This is a genomic window from Streptomyces iakyrus, assembly GCF_000717055.1.
Classification (GTDB): Bacteria; Actinomycetota; Actinomycetes; order Streptomycetales; family Streptomycetaceae; genus Streptomyces; species Streptomyces iakyrus.
In genome coordinates, this window is sequence record NZ_JNXI01000019.1 from 36,270 (window position 1) to 52,465 (window position 16,196).

Here is a 16,196-nt window from a genome sequence, read left to right on the forward strand (position 1 = left end):
TGTCAGCTTCGCCACAGCCGTGCTCTGATTTTCCGACGACTCTTGTATGGCGCACTACGGGGACCTGCACACTGGGGCGCATGAATGACTGGCCCGAGGGATTTTCCGGCGACAACCGCGGCAGCCGATACGGACGCGGCAGCTCGAGCGCGCAGCCCGAGAGCGCCCGTGTCATGCGACAGGTCCGCCGCGGTCCGGCGGCATCGCCCGGGCAGGCGGGATACGGCGGCGCCCCGGCGTACGGCGGCGGAGTGCCCCCGCAGCCGTCCTACGTCGACGGCGGCGGCCACGGCCCCGACGCATACGACAGCGGCTACAACACCGGCCAGGTCTACGGCTCTCCCGGCGGCAGGGGCCCCGGCGGCCCGGGTGACGGCCTCTACGAGCCGCGCCCCGCGCCGAACTGGCGCCGCCGCATCAAGGTGACGGCCATCACGCTGGTGACGCTGCTGGTCGTGACGAGCGTCGGCACGTACTTCTGGGCCGACTCCAAGCTCAACCGCGAGGTCGACCTGTCGAAGGTCATCGACCGTCCGGAGGCGGGCGAGGGCACGAACTACCTGATCGTCGGCTCCGACAGCCGCAAGGGCATGTCGGCCGAGGAGAAGAAGAAGCTGCACACCGGGTCCGCCGAGGGCAAGCGCACGGACTCGATGATGATCCTGCACACCGGCGGCGGCGCCCCGACCCTGATCTCGCTCCCGCGCGACTCGAACGTGACCATCCCGTCGTTCAAGGGCTCCGACTCCGGCAAGTTCTACCCGTCCACCGGCCGCCAGACGAAGCTGAACGCGGCCTACGCCGAGGACGGCCCGGAGCTGCTGGTCCGCACCGTGGAGGCCAACACGGGCCTGCACATCGACCACTACGTGGAGATCGGCTTCGCCGGCTTCGCGAACATCGTGGACGCGGTCGGCGGTGTCGAGATGAACATCCCGCAGGACATCAAGGACACCAAGTCCGGCGCGGACCTCAAGAAGGGCACGCAGACCCTCGACGGCGAGCAGGCCCTCGCCTTCGTCCGCACCCGCTACGCCCTCAGGGGCTCCGACCTGGACCGCACGAAGAACCAGCAGAAGTTCCTGTCGGCGCTGGCCAACCAGGTCGCCACGCCGGGCACGGTCCTCAACCCGTTCAAGCTGTACCCGACCATGAGCGCCGGCCTGGACACCCTCGTGGTCGACAAGGACATGAGCCTGTTCGACCTGGCGTCGATGTTCTGGGCGATGAAGGGCGTCAGCGGCGGCGAGGGCAAGTCGATGAACATGCCGATCGCGGGCAACAGCCCCAACGGCAACCTCCAGTGGAACACCGCGAAGGTGAAGACCCTGGTGAACGAGCTGAAGAACGACGACCCGGTCACCGTCTCGGGCAACTGAGCGGGCAGACAGCGCGAAGGGGGCACCCGGGCGGGTGCCCCCTTCGTCGTGAGGCGGTGCTCACATCGAGGCGGCCGACATCGAGCGGCACATCTCGGCACAGCGGCGACAGGCCTCGGCGCAGCGCATCATCTGCGCGTCCTCCGGCATGGACATACACGCCTCGGCGCACATGTCACAGGCGCGGGCGCACATCGCGCACATCTCGGCCATGAGGGGCGAGCGGCGCATCATCATGTCGGCGCACATGCGCGTCATCTCGGCACAGTCCATGACCGTGCGCATGATCTGCATCTGGGCCGGACCGCCCATCTGCAGACAGGAGCTCATGGTCTCCTCGCACACGCTGTGGCAGGTCATGCACGCCTGGACGCAGTCCTGCATCTCCTTGCTCAGCGGGGTGGCGGTGGCGGGTTGCTGGGTCATGACGTCCTCCCAGGGGTGGCGGGAGCCGCGGATCGGCGCCCGCTCCTCTCGTCCTACGCCTCCGGCCCCATGAGCACCACAGGGCGGAGCCGCCCGAGTGTGCCCCGCTCCGTTTGTGAGGCACGACTCAGCGGCCTCTGTGTGAAAGCTCCGGCAGCGGCAAAAAGGGGTTGCAGGCGCGCCGGGGCGCGGCGAGGGCGGGGTGGCAGGAAACCGTGCAGGGGGGAGACCCACACATGACACAGCAGATGTACGACGAACCGCGGACCTCGGGTGCCGACGGCGCGGAGGCGCAGAAGCAGCGGCTGCGCAGACGGCTGGAGCGGCTGATCGGCATCGCCGCGACCGAGGGCAACGAGCTGGTGCCGCTGCGGAACGGGGACGAGATCTTCCCCGCGATGCTGGCCGCCATCCGGGCCGCCGAGCACACCGTCGACATGATGACGTTCGTGTACTGGCGCGGCGAGGTCGCCCACGAGTTCGCCGCCGCCCTGGCCGAGCGGGCCCGCGCGGGTGTCCGGGTGCGGCTGCTGCTGGACGGCTTCGGGGCCAAGGAGATAGAGCGGGACCTGCTGGACGCCATGGACGAGGCAGGCGTCCAGGTCGCCTGGTTCCGCAGACCCACGCGCCTGTCGCCGATGCGGCAGAACCACCGCTGTCACCGCAAGGTGCTGGTCACCGACGAGCACACGGCCTTCACCGGAGGCGTGGGCATCGCGGAGGAGTGGTGCGGTGACGCCCGGAACCCGGACGAGTGGCGCGACACCCATGTACAGGTCCGCGGCCCCGCCGTGGACGGCATCGCCGCGGCCTTCGCACAGAACTGGGCCGAGTGCCACGACGACCTCTACGACGACCACGACCGCTTCACCGCCCAGGCGCAGCCGGGGCGGGCCACGGTCCAGGTCGTACGGGGGTCGGCCTCCTTCGGGTGGCAGGACATGCAGACGGTCCTGCGGGTCCTGATCACCTCCGCGCAGGAGCGCCTGCGGCTGGCCACCGCCTACTTCGCCCCCGACACCTACTTCATCGACCTGCTGGCCGCGGCGGCCCGCCGCGGTGTGCGAGTCGAGATCCTGCTTCCCGGCCCGCACACCGACCAGCGGGCGTGCCTGCTGGCCGGGCGGCAGCACTACCAGACGCTCGTGGACGCCGGTGTGGAGGTGCGGGAGTACCAGCCGACGATGCTCCACACGAAGATCATGACCGTGGACGGGGTCTGCTCCCTCATCGGCTCCACCAACTTCAACCGCCGTTCCATGGAGCACGACGAGGAGGTCGTCCTGGCCGTCCTGGACGAGGACTTCACGGCGGAACTCGACGCCGACTTCGAGGCCGACCGGCAGCGGAGCGAGCCGATCGACCCCCGCCGCTGGAAGCGGCGGCCCCTGCCCATGCGCCTCGCGGAGACCGCGGTGACCCCGATCCGGCGCTTCCTGTGAGTGCGGGTGTTGGGTACTCCGCAGGATGGCCACCTAGGCGGAAGCCACCTGACCGCCGGGCACCGTGGTCCGGGCGGTCGACTGCTCTCTGGTGGCTCCCAAGGCGCCATCGATCGCCAGCCGGGCCCGGTCCGGCGCGTCCGGCAGCAGATCTGCGTAGTACCGCTCTGTGAAGCTCACCGAGCTGTGCCCCAGCCACGCCGAAATTTCTGAGACCGCCACACCTTGGCTCAGAAGCGACGCAGCGTAGAAGTGCCGGAGGCTGTGGGGCTTGAAGTAGTCGACGGCGGCAGCGGCGAGTGCGGGACGCCAGATCCTCCCGTACCAGTAGTACGGATACAGCAAGCCGGTGCCTGTCGCGTTGGGGAACAGCAGCTCCTCCTCGCCCCAGGTGCCGTGGTCCCGGAGGTGGCGGGGCAGTGCCAGAGCCACTACGTCCGGGAGCGGCACCCGACGCCCCTGCTCGCCTTCCTCACGCCACTTGACGTGTCGCAGCCGCAAGCTCCCGTACCGCCCCGATCCGGTGTCACGGTCGCACGCGACCTGCCGATCGACGGTGATCAGCCGGTCGGCGAAGGAGATGCGATCACGACCAAGTCCCATGGCCTCCCCGAGCCGCAGCCCACAGCCGGCCATGAGCCAGAACATGCAGCGGTACCGCTCCGGCGCAGCCGCGGTAACGGAGAGCACCCTGCCGTTGCCGGGAACGTAAACGTCCGCTCGCTGGTCCCGATGTGTCCGCGAACGGCTGACGGGGAGTTGCACTGACCTGCATGGGTTGGTGCTGGTCAGCCCATTTTCCATCGCCCAGTCGAAAACAGACCTGAGGACATTGAATCGGAATCGAAGGGTGGACGGCTTGTACCCGCGCTGATGGATCATCCACTCGACCCACTTCTCGATCTGGGCCGGGGTGATGCCCTCGATGCCATCGATACCGAAAAAGGGTTCCACGGACCTGGCGAGAATCGTCCGATACTGCTTGATGCTGCTGTTCTCCACCCCTCTCGTGGTCGCCCACTGCTCGAAGACCGCCGCAAGCGGCTTACCCCCCGTCGGTCCGGCCCCGCTCCGCAACACGCGCGTCGTCCCCCTCCAAATGCCGTCTGGCCTTCTCGGTCAGGCGGTCCGCCGGCCTGCCCGGCGGCCCGTCGAGGAAGCCCATGGCACGAGCTCGCCGGATACGACCGCTGATGGTGTTCCGGCTGAGTCCCCAGGCGGTCGCCAGCCGTGTTACGGGACTTCGATAACCCTGGTGGACCAGGTGCACGTACTCACGGGCCATCAGCGCGTACTCACGCTCCGTCTCGACCCGATCGAGCACCGCGGCAGTGACGGCCTTATCAGCCGACCGGCCGAGGCGACCCCATAGTTGCTTCGCGGTCCTGCGGATCTCCGCCAGGGAGATCGATCGCATGAGCTCCGCCGTGATGCCGTCAGTGTCGACCTCGGCGCGGGGGTCGTCGGGCGGATCGATGCGGAGGCTCGTCGGGCCGTCCCATGGGGCGCTGAGCAGCATGACGACGGTCAGTTTCCAGCCGTGCAATTCAGCTTCGTGCACGAGCTGTTCGCCGTCCAGCCGCCAGCCCTTGGGCATTGCCCCATGTGAATGTGCTGCGATCACGGGTCGAAAGTAGCGCGGCTACGGCCGCCGTGTACCGGGAAGTCCCCGGCACACGAAAAGGTAAGAGGTGAAACACGGGCTCTGCCATGTTCCGTGTATCGACTCACCGTAAAGAGTGAAGGGCGCCCTGTCGCCGGGCGCCCTTCAGTCGCGAAGTGAACGAGGTGTTACGGCAGATTGCGTGCCATCACGATTCGCTGGACCTGGTTTGTACCTTCGTATATTTGTGTGATCTTGGCGTCGCGCATCATGCGCTCCACCGGGTAGTCCCGGGTGTAGCCGTATCCGCCGAGGAGCTGGACCGCGTCCGTCGTGACCTCCATCGCCACGTCCGAGGCGAAGCACTTGGCGGCGGCGCCCAGGTAGGTGAGGTCGGCGTCGACGCGCTGGGAGGCGGCTGCGGCCTGGTAGGTCAGGGCGCGGGCGGCCGAGATCTTCATCGCCATGTCGGCGAGCATGAACTGGATGCCCTGGAAGTCGGCGATCGGCTTGCCGAACTGCTTGCGCTCCTGGACATAGCCCTTGGCGTAGTCGAGGGCGCCCTGGGCGATGCCGAGGGCCTGGGCGGCGATGGTGATGCGGGTGTGGTCGAGGGTCTTCATCGCCGTGGCGAAGCCGGTGCCCTCCTCGCCGATCATGCGGTCGGCGGGGATGCGGACGTTGTCGAGGTAGACCTCGCGGGTCGGGGAGCCCTTGATGCCGAGCTTCTTCTCGGGGGCGCCGAAGGAGACGCCCTCGTCGGACTTCTCGACGACGAAGGCGGAGATGCCCTTGGAGCGCTTGGTGGGGTCGGTGACGGCCATCACCGTGTAGTACTCGGACTCACCCGCGTTGGTGATCCAGCGCTTCACGCCGTTGAGGACCCAGAAGTCGCCGTCGCGGACGGCCTTGGTCTTCATGCCGGCGGCGTCGGAGCCGGCGTCCGGCTCGGAGAGGCAGTAGGAGAACATGCCGTCGCCCTTGGCGAGCGGGGTCATGTACTTCTTCTTCAGGTCCTCGGAGCCGGAGAGGATCACCGGCAGGGAGCCCAGCTTGTTGACGGCCGGGATGAGGGAGGACGAGGCGCAGACCCGCGCGACCTCCTCGATCACTATGACGGTGGCCAGCGCGTCGGCGCCGGAGCCGCCGTACTCCTCGGGCACGTGCACGGCGTGCAGGTCGTTCGCGACCAGCGCCTGGAGGGCCTCGTGCGGGAAGCGGGCCTCCTCGTCCACCGCGGCGGCGTGCGGCGCGATCTTCGCCTCGGCCAGGGAGCGGACGGCGTCACGGAGCATGTCGTGCTCCTCGGACGGGCGGTACAGGTCGAAGTCAGCCGATCCGGCCAAGGTCTCTCACGCTCCAAAACGCTGCGATGCTGACGCTAACTACCGTTAAGTAATCAAAAGTTTATGGGGTCGCCCACCCGAGTGATACGTGAGCTAGGCGACAGCGGAGAAGTTGCCCAGTGAAGCGCGCTGCCATGCCCCGGCTATGCTCGGGCGCGCACCGCATGCCGTAGACCCCTGGAGCACCCATGGCCCTGAAGATCACCGTGATCGGCACCGGTTATCTCGGCGCGACACACGCGGCGGCCATGGCCGAGCTGGGCTTCGAAGTGCTCGCCCTCGACGTCGTGCGCGAGAAGATCGAGAAGCTGGAGCGGGCCGAGGCCCCGATGTACGAGCCGGGGCTTGAGGAGCTGCTGCGCAAGCACGTCGCCGGCATCGACGGCTCCAGCGGCCGGCTGCGCTTCACCCAGGACTGGGCCGAGATCGGCGCCTTCGGCGATGTGCACTTCGTCTGTGTGAACACCCCGCAGCGGCACGGCGAGTACGCCTGCGACATGAGCTACGTCGACTCCGCGATCGCCTCGCTGGCCCCGCACCTGCACGGTCCGGCGCTGGTCGTCGGCAAGTCGACCGTGCCGGTCGGCTCCGCGGACCGCCTCGCGTCCTACCTGGCCGCGCACGCGCCCGCCGGCGAGGACGCCGAGCTGGCCTGGAACCCGGAGTTCCTGCGCGAGGGTTTCGCCGTCAACGACACGCTGCACCCCGACCGTCTCGTGGTGGGCGTGCGCAGCGAGCGGGCCGAGAAGCTGCTGCGGGAGGTGTACGCGACGCCCATCGCCGAGGGCTCGCCGTTCGTGGTCACGGACTTCCCGACCTCGGAGCTGGTGAAGACCTCCGCGAACTCCTTCCTCGCCACGAAGATCTCCTTCATCAACGCGATGGCGGAGGTGTGCGAGGCCGCGGGCGGTGACGTCGCGAAGCTGGCGGAGGCCATCGGCTACGACGACCGGATCGGGAAGAAGTTCCTGCGGGCCGGGATCGGCTTCGGCGGCGGGTGTCTGCCGAAGGACATCCGGGCGTTCATGGCGCGCGCCGGTGAGCTGGGCGCGGACCAGGCGCTGACGTTCCTGCGGGAGATCGACTCGATCAACATGCGCCAGCGCGGGCAGATGGTGGAGCTGGCCCGGCAGGCGCTGGGCGGCGGGCCGTTCCTGGGCAAGCGGGTGGCGGTGCTGGGCGCGACGTTCAAGCCCGACTCGGACGACGTGCGGGACTCCCCCGCGCTGAACGTCGCCGGGCAGATCCACCTCCAGGGCGGCCAGGTCACGGTGTACGACCCGAAGGGCATGGACAACGCCCGCGGGGTGTTCCCGACCCTCGGCTACGCCGACTCGGCGCTGGAGGCCGTGCGCGGCGCCGACATCGTGCTGCACCTGACGGAGTGGCGGGAGTTCCGCGAGCTGGACACCGAGGCGCTCGGCGAGGTCGCGGCGACCCGCCTCGTCCTGGACGGGCGCAACGCCCTGGACCCGGAGCGCTGGCGCAAGGCCGGCTGGACGTACCGGGCGATGGGGCGTCCGAAGGCCTGAGCGCGCGAGCGGACGCGGAAAACACGACACGCGGAGACAGGTGACGCCGGTTCGGCCGAGGCTCAGTCGGCCGAACCGGCGTCTTCGTGCATTCTGCACCACCCGGCAGTGCGGCGGGGTCCCTATCCCTCTGCCTCCTTGGCCCGGTAGCGGCGCATCTTGGCGCGGGCTCCGCAGACCTGCATGGAGCACCAGCGGCCCCGGCCGGCCGGGCTGCGGTCGTAGTAGGCCCAGTGACAGTCGGCGGCCTCGCATGCCTTGAGGCGGATCCAGGTGCCGGCGACCAGGGCCTCCGCGACGGCGGCGGCCACGCGCGCGTGCAGCGAGCGGTCGTCGGCGGGGGTGAGGGCGGCCGAGCCGTCCGCCGCGTCGACCGTGACGAGGAGCGGGGCCTCGGCCAGCAGCGTGCCGAGGGGGGTGACCTCGCGGTGCGGCGGGTGGCCGGCGTGGGCGAGGAGGGTCGCGCGCAGGGATTCGCGCAGGGTGCGGGCCCGGTCCGTGCCCTCCGCGGTGATGCCGAGGCGCGCCCGGCCCTCGGGGGTGTCCAGCGCGTCGGCGCCGGACTCGATGTCCAGCGTGTTCACCAGGGCCTCGACCAGGGCCAGGCCGCCGGGCGCGGGCGATCTCTCCGTCATGGCTGGACCGTACCTCTCGCGATTCCCCTTGCGATGTTACCGCCCATGGGGGAGCATGCAGTAACGGTTACCGGTTACCTTGCTCTGCGGGTAACGGCCACTTCGAGGAGGAAGCCATGACTCTCGCCAAGCTGGGTGTCGTCGTCCTGGACTGTCCCGACCCGCGCGCACTGGCCGGCTTCTACGCCGAGGTGCTGGGCGGCACGCCGACGGTGGAGACCGACGGGGAGGAGGAATGGGTCGACCTGAAGGTGCCGGGCGGTACACCGCTGGCCTTCCAGGCATCCCCCGGGTACGTGCCTCCGACGTGGCCGTCCCCCGACGGGGCGCAGCAGTTCCACCTCGATCTCGTGGTGGACGACCTGGACGCGGCCGAGAAGGGCGTGCTGGCCCTCGGGGCGAAGCCGCTGGACGCCGAGGACCGGGAGCGGACCTTCCGGGTTTACGCCGACCCGGCCGGGCACCCGTTCTGCCTCTGCGCCTGCTGACCCCCGGAGGTCCCATGTCCGCCGTGGCACGTTTCCGTTCCGTGGTCGTCGACTGCCCCGACCCCGACGCGCTGGCCCGCTTCTACGCCGAGGTCGTCGGCGGCACGCCGGAGCAGGAGGACGACGACCCCGACTGGGTTGTGCTGCGCGTTCCCGGCGGGCCCCGGCTCGCCTTCCAGCGCTCCCCCGGCCACACCCCGCCGGAGTGGCCGCGGGCGGACCGCAACGCCCAGCAGTTCCACCTGGACTTCGACGCCGGGTCCACCTGGGACGAGATCGACGCGGCCGAGAAGCGGGTGCTGGCGCTGGGCGCGCGGGTGCTGGACAAGGAGGACGACGTGAAGAAGGACTTCCGCGTCTACGCCGACCCGGCGGGGCACCCGTTCTGCCTGTGCCGGATCGAGTCCGGCTGATCAGAAGCCCCTTAGGCGTCCAGCTCCGAGATCGTCGCCGTCGACGGTTCGCGTCGCTGCTGTGCGGCGCGGGCCGTGAAGTCGGCGCCGCGCAGCACGCGCTGCACGTTGCCCCAGGTCAGCAGGGCCACATCGGCTTCCTCCCAGCCGCGTCGCAGCAGCTCGGCGATCAGCCGCGGATAGCAGGAGGTGTCGCCGAGCTCCTGCGGGTGGGCGGCTCCGGAGTCGTAGGTGCCGGACAGCCCGACGCACTGCGCCCCTGCCACGGTGCGGATGTGGTCGAGGTGGTCGGCGACATCGCGGACGGCCGGGCCGGTCTGCTCGGCGGTCAGCGGCACCAGGCACAGTCCCCTGGCCGCGCCCAGCTCCGCCAGCAGGTCGTCGGGGAGGTTGGCCGGGTGGGGGCGCAGGGTGCGGGCGGCGGAGCGACTGCACAGCACGGGCGCCCGGGACAGGCTCAGGACGCGGCGCAGGGTCGGGGCGGAGGCGCCGGAGAGGTCCGCGATCACGCCGAGGCGGTTCATCTCGCGCACGACCTCCTCGCCGAACCGGGTCAGCCCCGCCTCGCTCGCCCAGGACACCCCGGTCAGCGTGAGGACGCGCAGACCGAGCAGGTGCAGCTGGCGCAGGATGCCGAGCGAGTCGCCCAGGGCCGGCGCCCCGGCGGGGCCGAGGAGCACGGCGACGCGGCCACAGTTGCGCACGTCCGCGACCTGCCCGGCCGTGCAGGCCGGCCGCAGTCCCTCCTCACAGGTCCGTACGACGGTCTTGGCCAGGTCCAGCTGCTCCAGGGTGGCGCCGACGGCCCGGTCGCCGTCGAGGCCCTCGGGCAGGTGCAACGACCAGAAGAGAGCGCCCACATGGCCGCTGCGCAGCCGGGGCACATCCGTGTCGACGGTGCTCTCGCCGTCCTCCAGGTCGTACCAGGACAGGCGCTTGAGCGCCCAGGGCAGTCCGTTGTAGCCGTCGGCGACGGGGTGCGCGGCGAGGATGGCGCGGGCCCGGGTCATGGGCGCGTCGTCCGGGTCGGAGACGGGTTCGTAGGACTCCGCCGTGACGATGCCCTCGTCCGGGTACGGCTCGGCCGGCTCGTCGAACTCTCCTGCGGCCGCGGCGGTGGGGCGCAGGTCGTCCTGGAGGTCTGCCATGGCGGCTCCGTACGGTCGTTCGTGAGGTACGGTCACCGTCGCACGGAGCGGGAAGTGGTTCCTGGTGGGCGGGGCGTTCGGAGTACGGCTGCGCTCGGCGGTGAGTTCGGTGACCAGTCGCGTTGGTGCGCCGGGCCAGTTCACCGATCCGCACGTGCCACCCGCCCCGACGTGCATGCGGACACGGGCGGGGCGACCGGCTAAACCGACTACCCCGCCCTCGGCACTCAGCCGTCCAGTGACTCGATCGTGGCGTTGGACGGCGGCCGCGTCGGCTGAAGCGCCCGGGCCACGTCCTGTGCCGCGTCCAGGACCCGGACCGCGTTCTTCCAGGTCAGTTTGGCCAGATCGGCTTTGGACCAGCCGCGGTCGAGCAGTTCCGCGAGGAGGTTCGGGTAGCCGGAGACGTCGGCGAGGCCGTCGGGGGTGAAGGCCGTGCCGTCATAGTCGCCGCCGATGCCGACGTGGTCGATGCCGGCCGCCTCGCGCATGTGGTCCAGGTGGTCGGCGACCGTCGCCACCGTCGCGACCGGGCGCGGCCGGCGCTCCTCGAAGGCGCGGTGGACCTTCATGGCCTCCGCGGTGGTGTCGAGGGGGTGGAAGCCGTGGGCGCGCATGTTCTCGTCGGCCGCGGCCGTCCAGTCCACGGCCGCCTGGAGCACGAACTTCGGCACGAACGTCACCATCGCCATGCCGCCGTTGGCGGGGAGCCGCTCCAGGACGTCGTCGGGGACGTTGCGCGGGTGGTCGCACACGGCCCGTGCGGAGGAGTGGGAGAAGATCACCGGGGCCGAACTCGCGTCGAGCGCGTCCCGCATCGTCGTCGCCGCCACGTGCGAGAGGTCGACGAGCATGCCGAGCCGGTTCATCTCCCGGACGACCTCGCGGCCGAACGCGGTGAGGCCGCCGGCCTTCGGCTCGTCGGTCGCGGAGTCCGCCCAGTCGACGTTGTCGTTGTGGGTGAGGGTCATGTACCGCACGCCGAGGCCGTACAGACCGCGCAGGGTACCCAGGGAGTTGGCGATGGAGTGGCCGCCCTCCGCCCCCATGAGCGAGGCGATGCGGCCCTCCCCGCGCGCTGCCTCCATGTCGGCGGCGGTGAGCGCGGGGCGCAGGTCGCCGGGGTGACGGGCCAGCAGCTGCCGCACGCAGTCGACCTGTTCGAGCGTCGCGGCGACCGGGTCGGGCGAGTCCGTGCGGACGTACACCGACCAGTACTGCGCGCCGACCCCGCCCGCGCGCAGCCGGGGGATGTCGGTGTGCAGGTGGGCGCTCTGGTCAGTGGCGATGTCCCGCGCGTCGAGGTCGTAGCGGACCTGTGCGCGCAGTGCCCAGGGCAGGTCGTTGTGGCCGTCGACGACCGGGAACTCGCTCAGGAGTTCCCGGGCCGCCTCCAGGGAGGGCATCGTCGTCACTTCCCGGCGCCGAAGCCGAATCCGCCGGCGCCCTCGACCTTGGAGCGCAGGCGCTTGCCCTTCTCGGTGGCCTGGTCGTTGAGCTCCTGCTGGAACTCGCGCATGCGGCCGCGCAGTTCCTCGTCGTGCGCGGCGAGGATGCGGGCGGCGAGCAGACCGGCGTTGCGGGCCCCGGCGACGGAGACCGTGGCGACGGGCACACCGGCCGGCATCTGCACGATGGACAGCAGGCTGTCCATGCCGTCGAGGTACTTCAGCGGCACGGGCACGCCGATGACCGGCAGCGGGGTCACGGAGGCGAGCATGCCGGGCAGGTGGGCGGCGCCGCCCGCCCCGGCGATGATCACCTTGAGCCCGCGGGCGTCGGCCTGCTCGCCGTAGGCGACCATCTCGCGCGGCATGCGGTGCGCGGAGACGACGTCGACCTCGTAGGCGATCTCGAACTCGTCGAGGGCCTTGGCGGCGGCCTCCATGACGGGCCAGTCGGAGTCCGACCCCATGACGATGCCAACAACAGGGCTCATTCGGTGATGGTGCCTCTCAGGTAGCCGGCTGCGTGACGGGCGCGCTCCAGCACGTCGTCGAGGTCGTCGCCGTAGGTGTTGACGTGACCGACCTTGCGGCCGGGCTTCACGTCCTTGCCGTACATGTGGATCTTGAGCTGGGGGTCGCGGGCCATGCAGTGCAGGTACGCGGAGTACATGTCCGGGTAGTCGCCGCCGAGGACGTTGACCATGACCGTCCACGGGGCACGCGGGCGCGGGTCGCCGAGGGGCAGGTCGAGGACCGCGCGGACGTGGTTGGCGAACTGGCTGGTGACGGCGCCGTCCATCGACCAGTGGCCGGAGTTGTGCGGGCGCATCGCGAGCTCGTTGACGAGGATGCGTCCGTCGCGGGTCTGGAACAGCTCGACGGCGAGGTGCCCGACGACGCCGAGCTCCTTGGCGATGTTCAGCGCCATCTCCGAAGCGCGGACGGCGAGGCCCTCGTCGAGGTCGGGCGCCGGGGCGATGACCGTGTCGCAGACGCCGTTCACCTGCTGCGACTCCACCACCGGGTAAGCGACGGCCTGGCCGTGCGGGGAGCGGACCACGTTGGCGGCGAGCTCGCGCAGGAAGTCGACCTTCTCCTCGGCGAGGACGGGGACACCGGCCCTGAACGGGTCGGCGGCCTCCTCGACGGAGTCCACGACCCACACGCCCTTGCCGTCGTAGCCGCCGCGGACGGTCTTGAGGACGACCGGGAATCCGTCGCCCTCCGCCGCGAACGCGGCCACGTCCTGCGGGTCGGACACGATCCGGTGCCGGGGGCAGGGGACGCCGATCGCGTCGAGCTTCGCGCGCATCACCCCCTTGTCCTGGGCGTGCACGAGCGCGTCGGGGCCGGGGCGCACGGGGATGCCGTCCGCCTCCAGGGCCCGGAGGTGCTCGGTGGGTACGTGTTCGTGATCGAAGGTGATCACATCGCACCCACGGGCGAACTCGCGCAGCGTGTCGAGGTCGCGATAGTCGCCGACGACGACATCGCTCACAACCTGCGCAGCGGAGTCCTGCGGGGTGTCACTGAGGAGCTTGAACCTGATGCCCAGCGGGATGCCCGCCTCGTGTGTCATACGAGCGAGCTGGCCACCGCCGACCATGCCGACTACGGGGAACGTCACTCCCTCAGGGTATCGGCCGCGCCAGGGTGGCCGGTTTCCCGCCCTCCCCCGGCCCGTCCGGACCGTCTCCGGCCGTCCCCGGGCATCCACAGGAAGATCGCGCGGGAGGGTGGTTAGCATGGCTGGGTTGACGCCGACACACGGACGGGGGCCTGCACGGCCATGGGACATGGTGCCTCTCGGCTCCGGCGGCTCGTCCACGAGGTCGCCAAATTCGGTGCGGTGGGCGGTGCCGGGGTGCTGGTCAACCTCGTCGTCTTCAACCTGGTGCGGCACACCACCGACCTCCAGGTGGTGCGCGCGAGCGTCATCGCCACCGTCGTCGCGATCGTCTTCAACTACGTCGGCTTCCGCTACTTCACGTACCGCGACCGCGACAAGACCCGCCGTACCCGTGAGATGACCCTGTTCCTGCTGTTCAGCGCGATCGGCCTGGTCATCGAGAACGGCGTCCTCTACGCGGCCACGTACGGCTTCGGCTGGAACACCCCGCTCCAGAACAACGTCTTCAAGTTCCTCGGCATCGGCGTCGCGACCCTGTTCCGCTTCTGGTCCTACCGCTCGTGGGTCTTCCGCGCGCTCCCCGCCCGGGAGGCGCCGGCGGCGCCGGGCCCGGCCTCGGTCCCGCAGAACGACCCGGCCGGCCCCCGCAAGGCGAGGCAGCAGGTCCCCTAGCCCCAGCCGCCTAGCGGACCATCGGCTCGTCGTCCTGGGGCTTGGACAGGGCCGTGCGGGACAGGAACAGGCCGAAGACCGGGGGCTTGGTCTGGAGCATCTCCAGACGGCCGCCATCGGCCTCCGCCAGGTCACGGGCCACCGCCAGGCCGATACCCGTGGAGTTGCGGCCGCTGATCGCCCGCTCGAAGATGCGCGCGCCGAGGTCGGCGGGGACCCCGGGGCCCTCGTCCGTCACCTCGATGACCGCCTGGTTGCCGGTGACGCGGGTGCGCAGGGCCACCGTGCCGCCGCCGTGCATGAGGGAGTTCTCGATCAGTGCGGCCAGGACTTGCGCGACCGCACCGGGCGTGCCCACCGCCCGCAGATGCCGTTTGCCGGAGCTGACGATCGCCCGCCCCGCACTGCGGTAAGCCGGGCGCCATTCGGCGAGCTGCTGCTGGATGACCTCGTCGAGGTCGAAGGAGACGGCGGAGCCGGTGCGCGGGTCGCGGGAGTTCGTCAGCAGCCGCTCCACGACGTCCGTCAGCCGCTCGACCTGCGTCAGCGCGATCGTCGCCTCTTCCTTCACGGTGTCCGGGTCGTCGGTGAGGGTGATCTCCTCCAGCCGCATCGACAGCGCGGTGAGCGGGGTGCGCAGCTGGTGGGAGGCGTCCGCGGCCAGCCGGCGTTCGGCGGTCAGCATGCGGGCGATGCGCTCGGCGGAGCCGTCCAGCACGTCGGCCACGCGGTCCAGCTCGGGCACTCCGTACCGCTTGTGCCGGGGGCGCGGATCGCCCGAGCCGAGCCGCTCGGCGGTCTCCGCGAGGTCGGTCAGCGGCGACGCCAGCCGGTTCGCCTGGCGGACCGCCAGCAGCACCGCGGCGACCACCGCCAGCAGCGCGACCAGCGCGATGATCAGCAGCGTCCGGCCGACCTCCCGGGTCACCGAGGAGCGCGGCTCCTGGACGGTGACCGTCTCGCCCTCCTCACCGGGCGCGGTCGCGCTGATGACGTCCCCGGCGGGCTTCGTGCCGACCTCGATGGGCGCCTCCCCGGGGAGGCGGATCACCGCGTAGTAGTGGTCCTGCGTGACCTGGTCGCGCAGCACCTCCGCGTCGACCTGCTGCGCCCCGAAGAGCCGGCTGTCGACGATGCTGGCCAGCCGCACCGCCTCGGACTCCACCCGCTCCTGGGCGCTGTTGCTGATCGTCCGGGTCTCGACGATGACGAGCGAGACGCCGAAGACGGCGATCACGACCAGCACCACGGCGAGCGTGGACTGGATCAGTCGGCGGCGCATGTCCTGTTACCCGATCGCCCGTGCCTGCCTCGCGGCTCAGCTCTTCTCGAAGCGGAAACCCACACCGCGCACGGTGGCGATGAAGCGCGGGTTGGCAGCGTCGTCGCCGAGCTTCTTGCGCAGCCAGGAGATGTGCATGTCCAGGGTCTTGGTCGACGACCACCAGGTCGTGTCCCAGACCTCCCGCATCAGCTGGTCGCGGGTGACGACCCGGCCCGCGTCGCGCACCAGCACCCGCAGCAGGTCGAACTCCTTCGCGGTGAGCTGGAGCTCCTCCTCGCCCATCCAGGCGCGGTGGGATTCGACGTCGATGCGCACGCCGTGGGTGGCGGGCGGCTGCTGCGGCTCGCTGGCGCCGCGCCGGAGCAGGGCCCGCACGCGCGCGAGCAGCTCGGCGAGCCGGAACGGCTTGGTGACGTAGTCGTCGGCGCCCGCGTCGAGCCCGACGACGGTGTCCACCTCGTCGGCGCGCGCGGTCAGGATGAGGATCGGGATGGCGTGGCCTTCGCCCCGCAGGCGGCGGGCCACCTCCAGACCGTCCATGCCGGGCAGGCCGAGGTCGAGCACGACCAGGTCGATGCCGCCCTGCAGTCCGGCGTCGAGAGCGGTGGGTCCGTCCTCGCGGACCTCGACCTCGTAGCCCTCCCGGCGCAGAGCGCGGGCCAGCGGCTCCGAGATGGACGCATCGTCCTCGGCGAGCAGTACACGGGTCATGAGGTGATGGTAGACCTGCGACGCCCTGAGCTGGGGTG

Annotated in this window: 17 protein-coding genes; 6 read left to right on the top strand and 11 right to left on the bottom strand. The window is 70.6% G+C overall.

Annotation, left to right across the window (positions count from 1 at the left end; all coding sequences use genetic code 11):
- Positions 1 to 80 precede the first annotated feature (80 nt).
- Complete coding sequence (locus OO68_RS28270; RefSeq protein WP_078625499.1) at positions 81 to 1,379, top strand: LCP family protein; 1,299 nt, start codon at positions 81 to 83, stop codon at positions 1,377 to 1,379.
- A 60-nt stretch (positions 1,380 to 1,439) separates the two neighbouring features.
- On the opposite strand, the gene OO68_RS28275 is transcribed toward OO68_RS28270, so the two are convergent.
- The gene (locus OO68_RS28275) at positions 1,440 to 1,805 is read right to left on the bottom strand and encodes a four-helix bundle copper-binding protein (protein ID WP_033312000.1); all 366 of its coding nucleotides are present in this window, start codon (positions 1,803 to 1,805) and stop codon (positions 1,440 to 1,442) included.
- Between the two features lie 236 nt (positions 1,806 to 2,041).
- Here OO68_RS28275 and OO68_RS28280 point away from each other — a divergent pair, with 236 nt between their 5' ends.
- Entirely contained in the window at positions 2,042 to 3,247 is a 1,206-nt protein-coding gene (locus tag OO68_RS28280; protein WP_033312001.1) for a phospholipase D-like domain-containing protein, read from the top strand.
- Positions 3,248 to 3,280: 33 nt separating this feature from the next.
- On the opposite strand, the gene OO68_RS28285 is transcribed toward OO68_RS28280, so the two are convergent.
- From OO68_RS28285 to OO68_RS28295, 3 genes are all read right to left on the bottom strand, one after another.
- Positions 3,281 to 4,249, bottom strand: coding sequence for a tyrosine-type recombinase/integrase (locus OO68_RS28285; RefSeq protein WP_157852756.1), 969 nt, complete (start codon positions 4,247 to 4,249; stop codon positions 3,281 to 3,283).
- Between the two features lie 43 nt (positions 4,250 to 4,292).
- On the bottom strand, positions 4,293 to 4,844 hold the full coding sequence (locus OO68_RS28290; RefSeq protein ID WP_033312002.1) for a hypothetical protein: 552 nt from the start codon (positions 4,842 to 4,844) through the stop codon (positions 4,293 to 4,295).
- Positions 4,845 to 5,038: 194 nt separating this feature from the next.
- Entirely contained in the window at positions 5,039 to 6,196 is a 1,158-nt protein-coding gene (locus OO68_RS28295; protein WP_033312003.1) for an acyl-CoA dehydrogenase family protein, read from the bottom strand.
- A 188-nt stretch (positions 6,197 to 6,384) separates the two neighbouring features.
- Here OO68_RS28295 and OO68_RS28300 point away from each other — a divergent pair, with 188 nt between their 5' ends.
- Positions 6,385 to 7,728: a UDP-glucose dehydrogenase family protein gene (locus OO68_RS28300; RefSeq protein ID WP_033312004.1), complete on the top strand. Its 1,344-nt coding sequence runs from the start codon at positions 6,385 to 6,387 to the stop codon at positions 7,726 to 7,728.
- A 122-nt stretch (positions 7,729 to 7,850) separates the two neighbouring features.
- Here OO68_RS28300 and OO68_RS28305 read toward each other — a convergent pair whose 3' ends face one another.
- Positions 7,851 to 8,363: a CGNR zinc finger domain-containing protein gene (locus OO68_RS28305; protein ID WP_033312005.1), complete on the bottom strand. Its 513-nt coding sequence runs from the start codon at positions 8,361 to 8,363 to the stop codon at positions 7,851 to 7,853.
- 116 nt (positions 8,364 to 8,479) lie between these two features.
- On the opposite strand from OO68_RS28305, the gene OO68_RS28310 reads away from it, so the two are divergent.
- Together OO68_RS28310 and OO68_RS28315 are read left to right on the top strand one after the other, a co-directional pair.
- Positions 8,480 to 8,851 carry a VOC family protein gene (locus OO68_RS28310; RefSeq protein WP_033312006.1) on the top strand — a complete coding sequence of 124 codons (372 nt, stop codon included), beginning with the start codon at positions 8,480 to 8,482 and terminating at the stop codon, positions 8,849 to 8,851.
- A 14-nt stretch (positions 8,852 to 8,865) separates the two neighbouring features.
- A complete protein-coding gene (locus tag OO68_RS28315) occupies positions 8,866 to 9,264 on the top strand; it encodes a VOC family protein (protein ID WP_033312007.1) in 399 nt (132 codons plus the stop codon).
- A gap of 11 nt (positions 9,265 to 9,275) precedes the next feature.
- On the opposite strand, the gene OO68_RS28320 is transcribed toward OO68_RS28315, so the two are convergent.
- The 4 genes from OO68_RS28320 to OO68_RS28335 form a co-directional block, all read right to left on the bottom strand.
- Positions 9,276 to 10,412 carry a dipeptidase gene (locus OO68_RS28320; protein ID WP_033312008.1) on the bottom strand — a complete coding sequence of 379 codons (1,137 nt, stop codon included), beginning with the start codon at positions 10,410 to 10,412 and terminating at the stop codon, positions 9,276 to 9,278.
- A 227-nt stretch (positions 10,413 to 10,639) separates the two neighbouring features.
- Positions 10,640 to 11,818 carry a dipeptidase gene (locus OO68_RS28325; RefSeq protein ID WP_033312009.1) on the bottom strand — a complete coding sequence of 393 codons (1,179 nt, stop codon included), beginning with the start codon at positions 11,816 to 11,818 and terminating at the stop codon, positions 10,640 to 10,642.
- Between the two features lie 5 nt (positions 11,819 to 11,823).
- Positions 11,824 to 12,351: a 5-(carboxyamino)imidazole ribonucleotide mutase gene (purE, locus tag OO68_RS28330; RefSeq protein WP_106974440.1), complete on the bottom strand. Its 528-nt coding sequence runs from the start codon at positions 12,349 to 12,351 to the stop codon at positions 11,824 to 11,826.
- On the bottom strand, positions 12,348 to 13,487 hold the full coding sequence (locus tag OO68_RS28335; RefSeq protein WP_033312011.1) for a 5-(carboxyamino)imidazole ribonucleotide synthase: 1,140 nt from the start codon (positions 13,485 to 13,487) through the stop codon (positions 12,348 to 12,350). Before OO68_RS28335 ends, purE begins: the two co-directional genes overlap by 4 nt.
- 162 nt (positions 13,488 to 13,649) lie before the next feature.
- Between OO68_RS28335 and OO68_RS28340 the strand changes: the two genes are divergently transcribed.
- Positions 13,650 to 14,162, top strand: a complete 513-nt coding sequence (locus OO68_RS28340; RefSeq protein ID WP_033312012.1) for a GtrA family protein — start codon at positions 13,650 to 13,652, stop codon at positions 14,160 to 14,162.
- A gap of 10 nt (positions 14,163 to 14,172) precedes the next feature.
- Here OO68_RS28340 and OO68_RS28345 read toward each other — a convergent pair whose 3' ends face one another.
- Both OO68_RS28345 and OO68_RS28350 read right to left on the bottom strand, forming a co-directional pair.
- Complete coding sequence (locus tag OO68_RS28345) at positions 14,173 to 15,444, bottom strand: sensor histidine kinase (RefSeq protein WP_033312013.1); 1,272 nt, start codon at positions 15,442 to 15,444, stop codon at positions 14,173 to 14,175.
- Positions 15,445 to 15,480: 36 nt separating this feature from the next.
- The gene (locus OO68_RS28350) at positions 15,481 to 16,158 is read right to left on the bottom strand and encodes a response regulator transcription factor (RefSeq protein ID WP_033312014.1); all 678 of its coding nucleotides are present in this window, start codon (positions 16,156 to 16,158) and stop codon (positions 15,481 to 15,483) included.
- Between the last annotated feature and the right edge of the window lie 38 nt (positions 16,159 to 16,196).

What these genes read in the sequence shown, in the direction of transcription:
- OO68_RS28305 (WP_033312005.1), bottom strand. Translation starts at nt 8,363, where the DNA reads ATGACGGAGAGATCGCCCGCGCCCGGCGGCCTGGCCCTGGTCGAGGCC.
- OO68_RS28310 (WP_033312006.1), top strand. Translation starts at nt 8,480, where the DNA reads ATGACTCTCGCCAAGCTGGGTGTCGTCGTCCTGGACTGTCCCGACCCG.
- OO68_RS28280 (WP_033312001.1), top strand. Translation starts at nt 2,042, where the DNA reads ATGACACAGCAGATGTACGACGAACCGCGGACCTCGGGTGCCGACGGC.
- OO68_RS28320 (WP_033312008.1), bottom strand. Translation starts at nt 10,412, where the DNA reads ATGGCAGACCTCCAGGACGACCTGCGCCCCACCGCCGCGGCCGCAGGA.
- OO68_RS28350 (WP_033312014.1), bottom strand. Translation starts at nt 16,158, where the DNA reads ATGACCCGTGTACTGCTCGCCGAGGACGATGCGTCCATCTCGGAGCCG.
- purE (WP_106974440.1), bottom strand. Translation starts at nt 12,351, where the DNA reads ATGAGCCCTGTTGTTGGCATCGTCATGGGGTCGGACTCCGACTGGCCC.
- OO68_RS28340 (WP_033312012.1), top strand. Translation starts at nt 13,650, where the DNA reads ATGGGACATGGTGCCTCTCGGCTCCGGCGGCTCGTCCACGAGGTCGCC.
- OO68_RS28325 (WP_033312009.1), bottom strand. Translation starts at nt 11,818, where the DNA reads ATGCCCTCCCTGGAGGCGGCCCGGGAACTCCTGAGCGAGTTCCCGGTC.
- OO68_RS28290 (WP_033312002.1), bottom strand. Translation starts at nt 4,844, where the DNA reads ATGCCCAAGGGCTGGCGGCTGGACGGCGAACAGCTCGTGCACGAAGCT.
- OO68_RS28345 (WP_033312013.1), bottom strand. Translation starts at nt 15,444, where the DNA reads ATGCGCCGCCGACTGATCCAGTCCACGCTCGCCGTGGTGCTGGTCGTG.
- OO68_RS28270 (WP_078625499.1), top strand. Translation starts at nt 81, where the DNA reads ATGAATGACTGGCCCGAGGGATTTTCCGGCGACAACCGCGGCAGCCGA.
- OO68_RS28300 (WP_033312004.1), top strand. Translation starts at nt 6,385, where the DNA reads ATGGCCCTGAAGATCACCGTGATCGGCACCGGTTATCTCGGCGCGACA.
- OO68_RS28275 (WP_033312000.1), bottom strand. Translation starts at nt 1,805, where the DNA reads ATGACCCAGCAACCCGCCACCGCCACCCCGCTGAGCAAGGAGATGCAG.
- OO68_RS28315 (WP_033312007.1), top strand. Translation starts at nt 8,866, where the DNA reads ATGTCCGCCGTGGCACGTTTCCGTTCCGTGGTCGTCGACTGCCCCGAC.